This window comes from Desulfonauticus submarinus, from assembly GCF_900104045.1.
Lineage (GTDB): Bacteria > Desulfobacterota > Desulfovibrionia > Desulfovibrionales > Desulfonatronovibrionaceae > Desulfonauticus > Desulfonauticus submarinus.
In genome coordinates this window covers 373,986-390,552 of record NZ_FNIN01000001.1, presented here as the reverse complement: position 1 = coordinate 390,552, position 16,567 = coordinate 373,986, and the positions used below count along the sequence as shown (strand labels likewise).

16 protein-coding genes are annotated in these 16,567 nt (G+C 32.2%); 13 read left to right on the top strand and 3 right to left on the bottom strand.

From position 1 onward, the window contains the following. Window positions 1-8: 8 nt before the first annotated feature. The 9 genes from BLP60_RS01885 (at window position 9) to BLP60_RS01845 (ending at window position 8,450) form a co-directional block, all read left to right on the top strand. On the top strand, window positions 9-530 hold the full coding sequence (locus tag BLP60_RS01885; RefSeq protein WP_092062516.1) for a 4Fe-4S dicluster domain-containing protein: 522 nt from the start codon (window positions 9-11) through the stop codon (window positions 528-530). 18 nt (window positions 531-548) lie between these two features. Continuing rightward, window positions 549-1,457 (top strand): CoB--CoM heterodisulfide reductase iron-sulfur subunit B family protein, encoded by a 909-nt coding sequence (locus BLP60_RS01880; RefSeq protein ID WP_092062513.1) that lies wholly within the window; start codon window positions 549-551, stop codon window positions 1,455-1,457. Window positions 1,458-1,469: 12 nt separating this feature from the next. Beyond that, on the top strand, window positions 1,470-1,883 hold the full coding sequence (locus BLP60_RS01875; protein WP_092062510.1) for a hydrogenase iron-sulfur subunit: 414 nt from the start codon (window positions 1,470-1,472) through the stop codon (window positions 1,881-1,883). Between the two features lie 2 nt (window positions 1,884-1,885). Continuing rightward, on the top strand, window positions 1,886-2,878 hold the full coding sequence (locus BLP60_RS01870) for an NADH-quinone oxidoreductase subunit B family protein (protein ID WP_092062507.1): 993 nt from the start codon (window positions 1,886-1,888) through the stop codon (window positions 2,876-2,878). A 41-nt stretch (window positions 2,879-2,919) separates the two neighbouring features. Next, window positions 2,920-4,458, top strand: a complete 1,539-nt coding sequence (locus BLP60_RS01865; RefSeq protein WP_289626250.1) for a Ni/Fe hydrogenase subunit alpha — start codon at window positions 2,920-2,922, stop codon at window positions 4,456-4,458. Window positions 4,459-4,561: 103 nt separating this feature from the next. Then, window positions 4,562-5,014, top strand: a complete 453-nt coding sequence (locus BLP60_RS01860) for a hydrogenase maturation protease (RefSeq protein WP_092062504.1) — start codon at window positions 4,562-4,564, stop codon at window positions 5,012-5,014. Window positions 5,015-5,176: 162 nt separating this feature from the next. Further along, complete coding sequence (locus tag BLP60_RS01855) at window positions 5,177-6,130, top strand: hydrogenase small subunit (RefSeq protein WP_092062501.1); 954 nt, start codon at window positions 5,177-5,179, stop codon at window positions 6,128-6,130. A 34-nt stretch (window positions 6,131-6,164) separates the two neighbouring features. Beyond that, entirely contained in the window at window positions 6,165-7,865 is a 1,701-nt protein-coding gene (locus tag BLP60_RS01850) for a nickel-dependent hydrogenase large subunit (protein WP_092062498.1), read from the top strand. An 84-nt stretch (window positions 7,866-7,949) separates the two neighbouring features. Beyond that, window positions 7,950-8,450, top strand: coding sequence for a HyaD/HybD family hydrogenase maturation endopeptidase (locus BLP60_RS01845; RefSeq protein WP_092062495.1), 501 nt, complete (start codon window positions 7,950-7,952; stop codon window positions 8,448-8,450). On the opposite strand, the gene BLP60_RS01840 is transcribed toward BLP60_RS01845, so the two are convergent. The 3 genes from BLP60_RS01840 to BLP60_RS01830 are packed head-to-tail and all read right to left on the bottom strand — an operon-like array spanning window position 8,437 to window position 13,425. After that, window positions 8,437-9,765, bottom strand: a complete 1,329-nt coding sequence (locus tag BLP60_RS01840) for a tetratricopeptide repeat protein (RefSeq protein WP_092062492.1) — start codon at window positions 9,763-9,765, stop codon at window positions 8,437-8,439. The genes BLP60_RS01845 and BLP60_RS01840 overlap by 14 nt on opposite strands. Further along, window positions 9,762-12,305, bottom strand: a complete 2,544-nt coding sequence (locus BLP60_RS01835; protein WP_092062489.1) for a hybrid sensor histidine kinase/response regulator — start codon at window positions 12,303-12,305, stop codon at window positions 9,762-9,764. The genes BLP60_RS01840 and BLP60_RS01835 overlap by 4 nt, the downstream gene beginning before the upstream one ends. Beyond that, entirely contained in the window at window positions 12,295-13,425 is a 1,131-nt protein-coding gene (locus tag BLP60_RS01830; RefSeq protein WP_092062486.1) for an ABC transporter substrate-binding protein, read from the bottom strand. Before BLP60_RS01830 ends, BLP60_RS01835 begins: the two co-directional genes overlap by 11 nt. Before the next feature lie 117 nt (window positions 13,426-13,542). Here BLP60_RS01830 and BLP60_RS01825 point away from each other — a divergent pair, with 117 nt between their 5' ends. Genes BLP60_RS01825 through BLP60_RS01810 form a run of 4 tightly spaced genes read left to right on the top strand, consistent with a single transcriptional unit; the run spans window position 13,543 to window position 16,567 of the window. Beyond that, on the top strand, window positions 13,543-14,862 hold the full coding sequence (locus BLP60_RS01825; RefSeq protein WP_092062483.1) for a malic enzyme-like NAD(P)-binding protein: 1,320 nt from the start codon (window positions 13,543-13,545) through the stop codon (window positions 14,860-14,862). A 27-nt stretch (window positions 14,863-14,889) separates the two neighbouring features. Further along, on the top strand, window positions 14,890-15,243 hold the full coding sequence (gene hypA, locus BLP60_RS01820; RefSeq protein WP_092062480.1) for a hydrogenase maturation nickel metallochaperone HypA: 354 nt from the start codon (window positions 14,890-14,892) through the stop codon (window positions 15,241-15,243). A gap of 15 nt (window positions 15,244-15,258) precedes the next feature. Next, on the top strand, window positions 15,259-15,918 hold the full coding sequence (gene hypB / locus BLP60_RS01815) for a hydrogenase nickel incorporation protein HypB (protein ID WP_092062477.1): 660 nt from the start codon (window positions 15,259-15,261) through the stop codon (window positions 15,916-15,918). A gap of 1 nt (window position 15,919) precedes the next feature. Next, window positions 15,920-16,567: a tetratricopeptide repeat protein gene (locus BLP60_RS01810; protein ID WP_092062474.1), complete on the top strand. Its 648-nt coding sequence runs from the start codon at window positions 15,920-15,922 to the stop codon at window positions 16,565-16,567.

The window sequence follows — 16,567 nt, the reverse complement described above, 5'->3', positions numbered from 1 at the left end:
GATTTTTTATGGCTGGTTTAAAAATAGATGATGCAAAAGTTAAAGAGGCAATCGAAACCATTAGTGGTTTTGGTGGAGAAGCCTTGATTAAGTGTGTACAGTGTGGGGCATGCTCTAGCGTATGTCCTGGCGTAAGAGTGGGTTTTAATATTTTATGTAGAATGTTGATAAAAAGAGTATTAACTGGTCAATTAGAAGAAACAATAGAAGAAATGTCTACTTGGGGATGTCAGGCCTGTAATAGATGTACAGAAATTTGTCCTCAAGGTGTTCGTCCTATGGAAGTAGTGTTTGCGTTTAGACGTTATCAAGCTTCTGAATTGGCTCTTTCTACATCTGCATTTGGCCCACAGATGAGCTTGTATGAAAAGGGCCACGCAGTAACTATTAGCCCAGAAGCTGTTGGTGAAAATAGAAAGAAAGTTGGTCTGCCAGAAGTTCCTCCAACTGCTTTAAATAATGAACAAGCTCAGAAAGAAATCCAAACATTGTTGGATAATAGTCCAATGGCAGATTTAGGAATATTTTAAACAAGGAGTGGAGTAAAAATGGAAAAAATAGGATTGTTTTTAGGATGTAATATTCCTTTTAGAGCTCCAGATATAGAGCAGTCCTTCCGTAAGATATTACCTGTTTTTGGTATAGAGCCGGTTGATTTAGAAGGTGCTAGTTGTTGTCCTGCTTGGGGTACGGCTCCTTCTTTTGATGTGGATACATGGCTTTCTTTATCTGGAAGGAATATTGCTTTGGCTGAAGAAAAAGGAGTAGATATTACTACAGGTTGTAATAGTTGTTTTGGAGTTTTGAGTGAAGCCAAACATATGATTGATCATAAGCCAGGTAAGTTTGAGATAGTAAATGAAAAATTAAAATTAATTGGTAAGGAATATAAAGGAACTGCTAAGATTTATCATATTATGCATTTACTTTATAAATTTGTAGGTGCTGAAAAGATAAAAGAAGCTTCTAAGTATAATTTGGAAGGTTTGAAAATTGGTATACAACAAGGTTGCCATGCATTGTGGCCAAGTGATGTATATGAAGTAAAAGAAGAAAATCCATTTTTCCCAATTCAATTAAAAGAGCTTGTAGAAGCAACAGGAGCAGAAGCTCCTCATTATAGTAGAATAGAAGATTGTTGTGGAATGGGAGCAATGAGCTCTACAGATAGGGAGAAATCTTTGCAAACTTTTAAACGTAAAATTCTTTCTATTAAAGAAGAAATTGACCCTGATATGATTGTTACAGGATGTTCTTCTTGTTATCTCCAATTTGATGGTTCTCAGCAGGCATTAAAGGAGAAAGGAGAAATAGATTTTGAGATTCCTGTATTTCATGTTGTGCAATTTTTGGCTTTGGCTATGGGATTTAATCCTCAGGAAGTGGCTTCTATTAGCCAAACTCCAAGGGATGCAGTAATAAAAGAAATACAAAGTGAAAAACGTTTAGTTAAATAAGGAGGGCAGGAAATGGAATTTAAACCCAATATAGTTGGCTTTGCCTGTCATTGGTGTACTTATGCAGGCGCTGATTTAGCTGGAAGTTTGAGGTTAAAGTACCCTCCAACTATAAAATTGATTCGTGTTCCTTGTTCTGGTCGTATTGAGCCAGAATATATTATTCAGGCTTTAGCTAATGGAGCAGATGGTGTGTTGGTAGGTGGTTGTCATTTTGGTGATTGTCATTATAAAGACGGTAACTACAAAACTGCAAGAAGAATGAAACAAGTAGAAGTAATGATTAAAGAGTTAGGAATTGAACCAGAAAGGTTTCGTTGGGAATGGATTTCTGGTTCAGAAGGTCAAAAGTTTGCAGAAGTAGTTACTGAATTTACAGAAACCATTAAGAAATTAGGTCCTAACCCTCTCAAGGGAGGTAAATAGAGATGGCAGATAAGATAAAAATTGCAGTTCTCTTAGCTGGCGGGTGTGCTGGCTGTGAAATGAGTTTGGTTGATATGGGAGATAAACTTGTAGATGCCTTAGGTCATTTGGAAGTGGCCTTTTGGGCTCCTACAGTTGCTGATGTAAAATATAAAGATTTAGAGGCAATGCCAGATAAATCTATAGATGTTGGCTTTATTGACGGTATGGTTCGATTGAGTGAACAGGAGCATATGACAAAAGTTATGAGGGATAAGTGTAAAGTCCTTATTGCTTATGGTGCTTGTGCTTCTATGGGCAGTATTCCTGGTATGAGTAATATGCACAGTGCAGAGGAACTTTTAAAACAAGGTTATATAGATACCTTTAGTACAGATAATCCAGATGGTGTCTTGCCTCAACCTGAATACTTATTAGATGGTAAATATAATTTAACCTTACCTAAGTTTTTAGATGATGTTAGAGTTTTAGATGAGATAGTAGAAGTTGACTATTATATAGGTGGGTGCCCTCCGCATCCTGATTTTGTAGCAGCAGCTGTTCAAGCTATTATTGAGGGTAATTTACCACCTAAGGGTTCTTGGATTACTTCTGGTAAAGCTGTTTGTGATGTTTGTAAGAGAAATCCAAGAAATAAAGGGGAAGATAGGAAGTTTGTAGATAAAGTTTATCGTACTATTGAAAAGGCTCCAGAAGAAGATAAGTGTTTATTAGAGCAGGGTATTATTTGTTTTGGTCCATTTACTCAAGGCGATTGTGGAGCATCTTGTTTGCAAGTAGGTATTCCTTGTAGAGGATGTGGCGGTCCTATTCCAGGAGTTAATGATTATGGTGCAAGAGCTATGAGTGCCATAGGCTCTATTTTGGGAAGCGAGGAAGCTGTAGAAGAGCTTATGCAAAAATATCCTGTTTTAGCTAAGTTTTACTATAGGTACTCCTATCCTAGTTCCTTAGTAGAAAGAAAGAGAAAGGCTTTAAAATATAAAAAAGGATAGAATCCTTTAAACCCCGTTATGGGCCTAATGGAGAAGGTCCTATGAAAATAAAAGAAGTATTCTCCAAGTTTTTTGGAGGAAGAGAGAAGAAAGAAGAAATAGGGAGGAATGGGAAAGTGAAAAAAATAGAAATAAATCCAATAACCAGGTTAGAAGGCCATGGAAAAATTGCCATTTTCTTAGATGATAGTGGCAATGTTGATGATGCCTTCTTCCAGGTAGTGGAATTTCGTGGTTATGAGAAATTCCTTCAAGGCATGCCTATGGAGGAAGTACCTCGTTCAGTATCTACTATATGCGGTGTTTGTAGAGGGGTTCATTTTACTGCTTCTATGAAAGCAATGGATGGTGTTTTTGGAGTTGAGCCAACTCCTACTGCTAGAAAGTTAAGAGAGCTTTTTTATATGGCTCATTATGTAGAAGACCATGCAGTTATTTTATATGCTCTTGGGTTTCCTGATTTTGTAGTTGGACCAGAGGCTGATCCTGCTAAAAGAAATGTAGTTGGTCTTATCGAGGCTGTTGGAGCTGAAACTGGAAAGCTTGTACTAAATAAAAGAAGACTGGCAGTAAAAATCTTTGAATTGTTAGGTGGTAAGCCTAACCATCCAGTAGCTGCATTACCAGGTGGATGGTCTAAGACTCTTACTGAAGATGAACGTAAAATGGTTGCTGGTTGGATAGATGAGCTTATTGAATTAGGGCAACTGACCTTGCAGATTTTTGAAGATGTGGTCTTAAAAAATGAAGACTACATGAAACTTGTTACTGGAGATATGTATAAAGTTGTAGTTAATTATATGGGTAGTGTTGATGAGCAAGGTCGTATTGCTTACTATGATGGTTTGCAAAAGGTTATTGATACAGAAGGAAATGAGATAGGTACGTTTAGAGGAAAAGAGTATTTGGATTTTATTGCTGAAAGAACATTGCCTTGGTCTTATTTAAAATTCCCTTATCAAAAGAAAGTAGGTGGCTGGGATGGTATTAAAGAAGGACAAGGAACTAATTTATATGCAGTAGGTCCATTGCCAAGATTAAATGTTGCAGGTGGTATGGATACTCCAGAAGCTCAAAAACACTATGAGAAGTTTCATTCTACTTTTGGATCTAGACCTGTACACTTTGTTTTGGCTTATCACTGGGCAAGGGCTATTGAACTTTTGAGTGCTGCTGAAAGAATGAAAGAACTTATTAATGATCCTGATATTACTGGAACAGATAATTGGAATAAACCTGATAGTGTTGTAGGTGAGGGCGTTGGTATAATTGAAGCTCCAAGAGGTACATTGATTCATCATTATGTTACAGATGATAAAGGTGTAGTAACTAATGCTAACCTAATTGTAGCTACTACTCATAATAATGGTCCTATTAATTTAGCTATTAAAAATGCAGCTAAACATTTTATTAAAGATGGTAACGTAAGTGAAGGTATTTTAAATTATGTTGAGATGGCATTTAGACCTTATGATTTATGTCTAGCTTGTGCTACTCATACAGTTACAGGTGTTTTTCCTTTGGAAATGGAAATTTATGATTGTGAAGGTAGATTGCAAAAGAAACTTAGGAACTTCTAGGTTAGAAAGATGTTTAAAATCAAAAGGCCAGGCTTCATAAGCCTGGCCTTTTTTCTTTATAAATATTTTAGGTTATAAGTTTTTACAAATTAAGGAGAAATAAATGAAAGAAGTTGTTGTTATAGGTATTGGTAATCCTTTATTATCAGATGATAGAGCTGGGATTGTAATTGTAGAAGATTTGGAGAGAGAAGGACTTCCAGCCCAATTTGAGATACTTTATACAGTTGGTTTCGAACTTTTAGATAAGATTTTGGGATATAAAAAGGCCATTATTGTAGATGCATGCATGTTAGGACAAAAAATAGGAGATATTTTAGAGGTCAAAGTAGAAGATATTTTTGCTTCTTCTAAATTAGTTAATTCTCATGCCATGCACATAGGAACGAGTTTAAAGTTAGGTTTTGAACTTTATCCTGATTTAATGCCAAAAGAAGTTAAAATTTTTTTAATAGAAGTAGAAAATATTGAAGAGTTTTCTAAAAATTTTACTCCAGAAGTAAAAAAAGCAGTAGAAGAAGTAAAACAAAGAATAAAACAAGAACTGTGTTTATAAAAATTATATAAAAAACAAATCAAACATTTTTTTTAAAAAAGAAAATATCTATATTAAAATTTCCCTTGCCTTTTTTCTGTTTTTTATGCATAAAAAGAAGTATAAAAAATAATACGTAAGGTTTTATTGTATTTAACTTTTATAAAACAATGGAGGTGCCCTATGAAGTATAGTATTGGGCTGGCCAAGGAGGAACCTCTTGAGAGGTTGGAGAAAAGAGGTATATCGCGCCGTGATTTTATGAAATTTTGTACAACAGTTGCGGTGATGATGGGAATGGGGCCTGCTTTTGCTCCAAAAGTTGCTGAAGCTCTTACAAGCAAAGAACGTCCTAGTGTTGTTTGGTTACATAATGCAGAATGCACAGGATGTTCAGAGGCTGTTCTTAGAACAGTTAAACCTTATGTAGACGAATTGATTTTAGACACTATTTCTTTGGATTATCATGAGACTTTAATGGTTGCAGCAGGTGAGCTTGCCGAAGAAGCCTTAAAAAAGGCGATATCTTCGCCAAAAGGATATATTTGTGTAATTGAAGGAGCTATTCCTACTAAAGATGGTGGTATATATGGAAAGGTAAGTGGTAGGACAATGTATGATATTTGTAAAGAAGTAGCGCCAAAAGCCCTTGCTACTATTGCTATAGGTACTTGTGCTGCGTTTGGTGGAGTGCAAGCTGCTGCTCCAAATCCTACTGGCGCAAAAGGGGTAAACGATGCTTTAGGAAAGCATGGGGTTAAAGCTATTAATTTAGGTGGTTGTCCTCCTAATCCTTATAATTTTGTCGGCACAGTAGTGCACTTGCTAACTAAGGGTATGCCTGAATTAGATGATAATAATAGACCTTTGATGTTTTATGGACAAACAGTGCATGATTTATGTCCAAGAAGAAAACATTTTGATAATGGTGAATTTGCACCTTCTTTTGATTCTGAAGAGGCTAAAAAAGGTTGGTGTTTGTATGAGCTTGGTTGCAAAGGTCCTTATACTTACAATAATTGTCCTAAGATAAAATTTAATCAAACCAATTGGCCTGTAGAAGCAGGACATCCTTGTATTGGTTGTAGTGAACCAGATTTTTGGGATGAAATGGCACCATTTTATGAATCTATGTAGGTTTTAAAGGGCCTAAACATAAAGGAGGAAGTTTATGTCTGGTTGTAGAGTAAAGCAGGCTCCTGCTATTCCAGTTACTCCAAAAAGTTCTTTTAGTGGTCCTATTGTGGTGGACCCAGTAACTAGAATAGAAGGACATTTAAGAATAGAGGTAGAGGTTGAAAATGGAAAGGTAAAAAATGCTTGGAGCAAGCCTCAGTTATTTAGGGGATTAGAAATTATTTTAAAAGGTAGAGATCCAAGAGATGCTCAGCATATTACTCAAAGAGCTTGTGGAGTTTGTACTTATGTGCATGCTTTGGCTTCTCTTCGTTGTGTAGAGGATGCAGCAAAAGTAGATATTCCTGCTAATGCTAGGATTATGAGAAATTTAGTAATGGGTGCACAATATATTCATGACCATATTGTGCATTTTTATCATCTTCATGCCTTGGATTGGGTAGATGTAACTTCAGGTTTAAAAGCAGATCCTTATAAAGCTGCAAAGATAGCTGCTAATATTTATCCAAATCCTCCCAAAGCAGAAGATTTAAAGGCTGTTCAAGAAAAATTAAAGGCTTTTGTAGATAGTGGACAACTTGGTATTTTTACTAATGCATTTTTCTTGGGCGGGCATAAGGCTTATTATTTACCTCCAGAAGTAAATTTGATTGCAACAGCTCACTATTTAGAAGCTTTGCACTTACAAGTGAAAGCTGCCAGAGCAATGGCTGTTTTTGGAGCTAAAAACCCACATACTCAATTTACAGTAGTAGGTGGTGTAACTAATTATGAGGCTCTTACTCCAGAACGACTTAAAGAATTTAGAAAATTATTAGCAGAGTGTAAGAAATTTATTGATGAAGTTTATATTCCTGATTTACTTACAGTAGCCTCATATTATAAAGATTGGTCCCAGTATGGTGGATGTACAAACTTTCTTACTTTTGGTGAATTTCCTGAGAAAGCTAATGATATAGCATCAAGATTTTTACCTGCAGGTGTGATTTTTAATAGAGATCTAAGTAGAGTGGAGGACTTTGATCCAAAAGCTATTTATGAACACGTAAAACATAGTTGGTATGAAGGAGATGCTGCTCTTCATCCTTACGATGGAGAAACAAGGCCTCATTATACTAGCTTGGAAGATAAAGAGAAATACTCTTGGATGAAGGCTCCCAGATATAAAGGTGAACCTTGTGAAACAGGTCCCTTGGCTTCTGTGTTGGTCGCATATGTTCGAGGAGTTCCAGAAGTAAAAAAATTAGTAGATTATGTTCTTAATTACTTAGGTGTTGGTCCAAATGCTTTATTTTCTACATTGGGTAGAACAGCAGCTAGGGCTATTGAGACTAAAGTGACTGCAGATAGAATGGTGAATTGGGTAAATGAGTTGGAAGAGAATGTGAAATCTGGAAATACAAAACTTTATCAAGAATATGAAATGCCAGATAAAGCGGAAGGTGTTGGTTTTTCTACTGCTCCTAGAGGAGCGCTTAGCCATTGGATTAGGATTAAAAATAAGAAAATTGAGAATTATCAATTAGTAGTTCCTTCTACTTGGAATTTAGGTCCAAGATGTAAAAATAACAAATTAGGCCCAGTTGAGGAGGCATTATTAAATACTCCAGTGGCAGATCCTAAACGTCCTGTAGAACTTTTACGTACTGTTCATTCTTTTGATCCATGTATTGCTTGTGGTGTACATGTAATTGATGCCAGAAATAATGAAGTGTATAAGTTTAGGATTTTGTAAGATAAATTAAAAAATTAGAAAACAAGAGAGACCTAAAATTTTAGGTCTCTCTTGTTTTTTTAAAGGGATTAAAAAGGGAGAGGGATGAGAGAAAAAATACCTGTTTTAGTGCTAGGAGTAGGAAATATTTTATACACAGATGAGGGCATAGGAGTAAAAGTAATTCAAAAGTTAGAAGAGTTATATGAATTTTCAGAAAATGTAGTGCTTTTGGATGGTGGTACTCTTGGAATGAAGCTAATGGACTATATTTTAAGGAGTGAAAACCTTATTATTGTAGATGCTGTGTTGGGGGATGGTGAGCCTGGAGAGATATATCGATTGGAAGGAGATGGACTTAGAAAAAGCATTTCTTTTAAAAATTCTTTACATCAAACCGATTTGGTAGATACTTTAACCTATTGTGAGCTTATGGGAAATCGTCCTAAGGCAGTAGTTATTGGAGTAGAACCTAAAAATATGGATGATGTTAATATGAAAGTAAGTCCTGAATTAGAACGAGTGATTCCTTTAGTAATAGAAAAGGTATTGGCTGAAATTAAAAGAGTAGGAGGAGACTTTAAAAAAAAGTCTAGTTTTGACTGATACGCTTTAAAAGTTTTCTAGCTTGAACATGCTGTGGCTCTTGTTTTAAACAGAGAGAAATAAATTTTTGTGCTTCTACAATTTTATGAGCACGAAAGTAAATAAAGGCTAAATTATAAGCAATATTTGCTCCTTTTAAAGGAAGTTCTGCATCAAAACTAAGAGCTTTTTCAGCAAACTCTAGAGCTTTATATGGTTTATTAGCTTCTAAATAAGCGAGTGCTATATTATAATGAAGATGACTATCGTTAGGTGCTATAGTAAGGGCTTTTTTATAGTATTTAATTGCGTCTTCCCATTTACCCTTTTTTCTTAAAAGAATACCTAATTCATTAAACATCCATAGATCATTGGGATGAAGAAAATCTTCTTTAGTATCAATTGCTTGTTTCATGTATTGTGTACTTAAATCAGGGGTTTTATCTTTAATTCTCATTGCTATATCCATTAGAGTGCTGGCTAATAGCTCTTTAGAAAGTTTTTTAACCTGCTTAATAGCTTCATCTATATAATTTTTTCCTTCCTCAATTTGATCTAGTTTTATGTAGGTTTCTCCAATATCTATTTTTCTTTTAAAATTTAGTGGCGATAACCTGTCTAGTTTTTTTAAGTAGTTTAATTTTTTTTCTAAATCTCCAATTTCTGCATATAATTCAGCTAATTTTTTCAAAGGTTCTAAATAAAGTTTACTTCTTAAAGATGCTTTTAAATAATATTCTTCGGCTTTTTCAAATTCTTTTTTATGTCTTAAAATATCTCCTTTTAGGATATAAGCAATAGCACTGTCTGGTTTGATTGTGAGAATATCTTTAACAATTTTTTCTGCTTGGACAAAATCTTTTTTTTCTATAAAATATCTACATAAATCAACTTTTTTAGTAATGTTATTTGGTTTTATAGTTGAAGATATTTTTTGTACTAGGGAATTTATTGATATAGGTTTTATAATAAGATTGTCTGCTCCGCTTTCTAATATTTGTGCTACTCTATCTCTGTCTATTTCATTAGATAAGCATATTATCTTTATTTTATTACCAAAATAACTTTTTAAATCACTTATTTTTACTATATTTATTTCTGATTGTGAGAATAGTTCTATAAAAATAATTGGTTTTAGATTTTGATTGATTATATCTTTTATTTTAGAAATTAAATTATTTTCTGAACAAATACAAAAGCAGGTATCTTTTAGAGCAAGAGTTTTAAGCATTGCCAAGAATGTTTTTTCAAAAAGATTGTCTTTTGATACTATAATGAAATATCCATTTTTATTTAAAATAAAATCTATAACTTCTTTATCATATTTGTTAATCATTGTTCTACTTCTAAGATTTTTAAAATAACTTTATATAAATCTTCTAGTTCGTATGGTTTTGAAAGAAAAGCACTTACTTTAAATTTTTGGGGATTTTTAGCAATTTCATGATGGTGATATCCTGAACAGACTATTATTTTAATATTTGAAGAGTATTTAGTTATTTTAGTTAAAATTTCTTTGCCTGGGATACCTGGCAGTCCTAGATCAAGGATTACTATATCTAATTTATTTTGTAATTTATAAAATAATTCAAGTCCTTGCTCTCCATCTTTGGCCCCAATTACTTTAAGTCCTTTATCTTCAAGGAAATCCTTAACACCATCTAAAATAAGTTCTTCATCTTCTATAGTCAATATAGTGGCTGAAAAAGGAGGTTTTGGAAGGTAGGAGTTATTTGTTTTGGGATACGTGGGTGGATTACTTTGTGGGAGATATATTATAAAAGTTGTTCCTTTATTATTAGTGATAAAATTTATTTTGCCTTTATGCATTTTTATTATTTGATAAGTTAAATATAGCCCCAATCCTGTTCCTTTGCCAATATCTTTAGTAGTAAAAAAAGGTTCAAATACTTTGTTTTGGTGTTTAGATGGGATTCCTGGTCCGTTATCACTAATTTTTATTTTGATATAGTTTTGTTTATTAATAGTCTCAGAAGCAATTGTAATATTTATTTCTGCTTGAGTTTTTGTCTTTAAAACATCTTTAGCATTATTTGTTATATTTAAAATAGCCTGTTCTAATAAGCCTTGATTCCCATTAATATACAATTTAGTTTGTTCAATATATGATTTAATTTTAATGTTTTTAGGATAAGAAGATTGAATAATATCTAAAATTTGTTGAATAAATTTATTAAGTTCAAAAATTTCAAATTCTTCTGGTGTTTTATGTGTTGCAGCAAGTAATGATTGAACTAAAGATTTTCCTTTTTTTATTTGTTCATCAATTTTCTCAAATATATTTTTATCAATATTGTTTTGAGAACGTTTTAAAATATTTAAATAACTATATATTGCTTGTAGTAGATTACTAAAATGATGAGCTATTCCAGAAGACAAAGTACCAATAGCTTCCATTTTTTGCATTCTGCGTAGTTGTTCTTCTAGTTGTTTTCTTTTTTCTTCTTGTAAGTAGTTTTCGGTTATATCTAATCCAAAACATATTGCTTGTTTTACTTGTCCTTTTTCATCAAAAATAGGTTGTTTAGTGATAGCTATTAATCTTTTTTGCCCATTTTTATTAGTAAACCATCTTTTTACTTTAATAGTTTTGCCTTTTTCAAAGAGATATTTATTTTCTCGCTTGGTGGCTTCTGTTAGTTCTTGAGAAGATAGTCGTTCAAATGGTATTTTTTGATATATATAAGAATGAATATTAAGACCAAAAAAATCTGCAAGGTTTTTATTGATTATGCCAAAAGTGGTAGGATCATTTAAATACCATATCCACATGGGAAGATTGTTTAAAAGGAATTCTAAATCTTGATTTTTTTCTTTTAATGTTTCTTCAAAAATATTTAATTTATTTAAATAATATATTAATTTTCTAATAACAATATCTAGTTCCTTAAATTTTGTTTCAGATTTTAGTTTGTTTAAATTTTTAACAATAAATTTATTGTCTAAACTGCTATCTAATATTTCACTAAATCTATTTACATGTTTTGATATAGTTTTATAAATAAAGTTATTTATAGAAATTCCAAAGTAAATGTTTAAAGATATTAATATAAGAGATGTTATTAGCAAGATGTATATTAATGGTAAGACTATATTTATAGGTTTTATTAGTCTTATAACTTGATAGTGTCCAAAATTCTCTCCAAATATAAAATATGGAGAACTATTAAAAATAGATATATAAAATATATTTTTATTTTTTTTGAGCTTTTTAAAAAATTTTAAATAATTAATATTTTCTTGAATATCCAAAAGATGTGGTAAGGAAGAAGCAATTACATTCCCATAGTTATCAGTAACTATTAATATTTCTTTTTTTTGCGTCTCCACAAGTTTTTGAATGCTTTTTTGGAACACATCAATATCCATTTCAACTAGGTAAGAGTACTTAGCTCTTGCATTATCCAGAATAGCAAATGCTAGTTTATTAAGATTTATTGAATAATAAAGTCTAGAATAAGCAACTTTTTTGTTAAAATTATCAAATATCAAATTAAGATAGGGTATTTTATGATCTTCTGGATATACATATATTGGACGATATTTTTTATCTAAAATAAAAAGATTGTCTGCAAAGGAGGGAAGAGAAATTTGAGATGTAGTAAGATCGTTTAATGATTTTGATTCAAAAAATACTTCTAACTTTCTTAATTGTTTTAATGTTAGGTTAAAGAATATATTTATTTGTTGATTAATGATTTTATTTTGTTGTTTTGAGATATTTATCCAATATTTTATTTCAGCATATCCTAGTAAGCTAGTTAAAATAATACTTATAATAATAGACGGATATCCTATTTTTTGAATCACAAATTTTTTGGCAAGATGTGTTAATTTATGTTTGTTATTTATCATACTTAATATGTATAAAATGTCCGTTTTTAATTTGGTATATATATGTGGGGGTTTTTATGTCTCCATACTTATTAAAAGTAATTTTATATTGAATACCTGGAAAATTTTTAATTTTTAAAAGTCCTTTTTTTAAATTATTTGGATTTATCTGTAATGCCTTTACTATTAACCTGACAGCGTCATATCCTCTGGCTGCTGAAAATACTGGTGAGAATCCGTATATTTTTTTATAACTTTCTTCAAAAATAATTTCTTTTTGATTTTTTTTAGGAGGAGTTGAAGACGCAAAAAATATATTTTTGTTTTCAAGCAGAGGCTTATTAATTGTTAAAGTTTGAGTCATAGGCCATCCACTGGCTAAGATATATGATATGTGTCTAAATTTAGATTTGAGGAATGCTAGTAAATCTATATCGCTACATATAAATAAAATATTCTTTATTTTAAACTGAGGAGTTATTTTTTCTAAGGACAAATTTATACTATTAGGTTTATCATAGCCAATGGAAAATAGAACATTTCCTCCTAGTTTACTAAAGGCTTGAGTAAAGTTTCTAGCATAATATCTAGAATAATAAATGTTTTTTTTGTCCCATATAATACCTATTTGATTAAGTTTTAAATGATTAAAGGCAAAATTAGCAAGAAGTTGGGCTTCATCTTCTGATACTTTGTCTATTCTAAAAAAATAATCATCTTTATCTTTTAAAGCTGGAGTTGAGGATGTTGGACTAAGTAAAACAGTCTTATATTTGTTTGCTATAGGCACAGCAGCTATACTAACAGAACTTGTAATATGTCCTATTATGGCAACAACACCTTGTTTTATAAGTTCTAAGTCCTTTTGTTTAGCTATAGTTGGTTTTCCTTGATCATCTTTTACTAATAAAATAATTTTCTTTCCAGCTATTCCACCGTTGGCATTAATTTTATCTACAGCTAATCTTGCTCCATTTCTTACTCCCAGTCCTAGTTCAGCTCCTGGGCCTGAAAGTTGGACACATAATCCAATTTTAATAAATTTTTGTTTGATTTTAATTTTAAAAATAAAAGCACAGAATAGGATACAACTAATGACTATTGTAAATATCCAAAAATATTTATAATTGTATTTTTTCATGAGGTTAATAAAAACAAATGGTTAGGTAAGGTTTGTTTTTTATTTAGTAAATTCCTTATTGAAACCTAGCTTAATCTAGCTTAAAGAGAAAGGTCAAATCAAATTTTAGGAGGAAGTATGGCTCTTTTTACTCCACAAGAAGCATTAGATTATCATGCCCTTGGCAGAAAGGGTAAGTTAGAGGTGGTTCCCACTAAACCTTGTATAACTCAAAAACATCTTTCCATGGCTTACACTCCAGGAGTTGCTTTGGCCTGTAAAGAGATAGAAAAGGATATAGAAGCTGTTTATGAATACACTAATAAAGCAAATTTAGTAGCTGTGATTTCTAATGGAACAGCAGTGCTTGGATTAGGCAATATTGGACCAGAAGCTGGAAAACCAGTTATGGAAGGTAAGGGGGTGTTATTTAAAATTTTTGCAGATATTGATGTGTATGATATTAACTTAAGAGTTAACGATCCAGAGAAACTTATTGAGATTGTAAAAAGTATGGAGCCGACTTTTGGTGGTATAAATTTAGAGGATATTAAAGCCCCTGAGTGTTTTTATATTGAAAAAAAATTAATAGAGGAAATGGAAATTCCTGTTTTTCATGATGATCAGCACGGTACTGCTATTATTTCTGGTGCAGGGCTTTTAAATGCTTTAGAAATAGAAGGTAAGAGAATTGAAGATGTAAAAGTTATTGTATCTGGAGCTGGAGCAGCTGCCATTGCTTGTTGTAGATTTTATGTAAGCTTAGGTTTAAAAAAAGAGAATATTTTTATGTTTGATTCTAAAGGATTACTTCATAAGGATAGACCTGACTTAAATGAGTTTAAATTAGAGTTTGCTCAGGATAAAGATTATGGCTCAATGGCTGAAGTTATAAGGGGCGCTGATGTCTTTGTAGGACTTTCTGTAAAGGGTATTTTAAAACCTGAAATGGTTAAGTCTATGGGTAAATCTCCTATTATTTTTGCTATGGCTAATCCTGATCCAGAGATTGAATTTGAAGTAGCCAAGGAAGTAAGGCCAGATTGTATTATGGCTACTGGAAGATCTGATTATCCCAACCAGGTAAACAATGTTTCAGGGTTTCCATTTATTTTTAGGGGTGCATTAGATGTGCATGCCAAAAAAATTAATGAAGAGATGAAAAGGGCTGCTGCTAGGGCTTTGGCTGATTTAGCTAAAGAACCTGTTCCGCAAGATGTATTAGATGCTTATGGGTTAAAAGAACTTGAATTTGGCCCAGATTATATTATTCCTAAACCTCTTGATTTGAGAATTTTAGAGTGGGAAGCTCCAGCTGTAGCTAAAGCTGCAATCGACTCAGGTGTTGCTAGGAAAAATTTAAATATAGATTCATATAGAGAACAGCTAAAAACAAGACTTAAGGCTTCGAGGAAAAGAATGGCAGAGTTTATAGCCTCTTATAATCTTGGATTTTAATTTTTTGTTAATGGATTAGGAGAATTTATGCATGAACTATCTGTGGCTGAATCTCTTTTAAAGATAATTAAAGAAGAGATGGCCAAACATAATGTAAATAAGTTAATAAGGGTGAAGATAAAATATGGTCAGATATCTGCTATAGTGCCTGAGGCTTTACAAACAGCTTTTCAGGTATTGACAGCAGATACTCCCTTGGAAGGGGCAGAGATAATTACTGAAGAAGTTCCTTTGAAAGCAAGGTGTAGAGTATGTAAGCGAGAATTTACACCTGATCCAGATGAATTTGTAGTAATCTATTGTCCTTATTGTAAAGCAGAGTTTGGTCATGAAATTATCTCTGGGAAAGAGTTGATTATAGAAGAGATTGAAGCAGAATAAATAAGGAGTAAGGGTATGCAAATTCAGGTTGTAAGAAATATTTTAGAGGCAAATGAACGCATTGCTCAAGAGTTAAAAAAAATGTTTTTAGAGCGAAAGATTTTGGTCTTAAATTTAATGAGCTCTCCTGGTGCTGGGAAAACAACTACTTTAGAAAGAACTTTAGCTGATTTAAAAAATGAGTTTAAAATGGCTGTAATTGAAGGAGATGTGCAAACTAATAACGATGCTAAACGCGTTGCAGCAACAGGAGCTCAGGCTATTCAAATTAATACAGATGGAGGATGTCATTTAGATAGCAGTATGGTATTAGAAGCAGTGAATAAAATAGACTTGAATGGCGTTGATATTTTATTTGTGGAAAATGTTGGTAATTTAGTTTGTCCTGCAGAGTTTACAGTAGGAGAAGATTATAAAGTAACTATTTTGAGCGTTACTGAGGGAGATGACAAACCAGAAAAATATCCCCTTATTTTTGCAGAATCAAAGGTAATGATTTTAAATAAGATAGATTTATTGCCTTATGTTGATTTTAGTGTAGAAAAAGCATCTAATTTTGCTAAAAGTTTGAATCCAGATATAGATATTTTTCCTGTTTCTGCACGAACAGGAGAAGGTTTGAATGCGTGGTATGATTGGTTGAGACAAGAAGTAAAAAAGAAAAAGGAGAATTAAGATGAAAGAGCAAGGACCTCAAATTTTGGAACAGATAGAAGCAGAAGTTGATGAAACAGTTCATCCACTTTTGGAAAAGATTTTAAACAATATTAAGCCCATTGCTTATACATTGGGAGCTATTGTTTTGGCAGTGGGTATTTATTCAGGAGTTAAGTATTATCAAACCCAAACTTTGCAAAAAGCAAAAAATGAATTGGGTGTAATTTTGGTTAGTTCTAAAAATAAGGCCCAGGATTTAGAGAATTTTTTAAATAAAGCTCCAGATAGATTGAAGCCTGCTGTTTATATAGAATTGGCAAAAATTTATGTTGCTCAAAAACAAGAACAAAAGGCTTTAAATGTATTTAAAAAGTTAGAAAATATGGATGTGGATATTTATCCTATTTGCATTTTAACTGAAGTTAATTTGTTGATAGATAAAGATAAGTATAAGACTGCTTATCAGCTTTTAAAATCTGCAGAAGACAAAATACCATCAGATTATAAAAAAGAAGTTTTATATAAAAAAGCCTTTTTGGCTGAAAAAACTAGGGATCTAAAAAATGCTTATGCGTTTTATCAAGAATTAAAAACTTTATCTCAAGGCGAGGATACTACTTATCTTGATTATAAATTAAAAAAAATAGAAGAAGAAATGCAGGGGTAA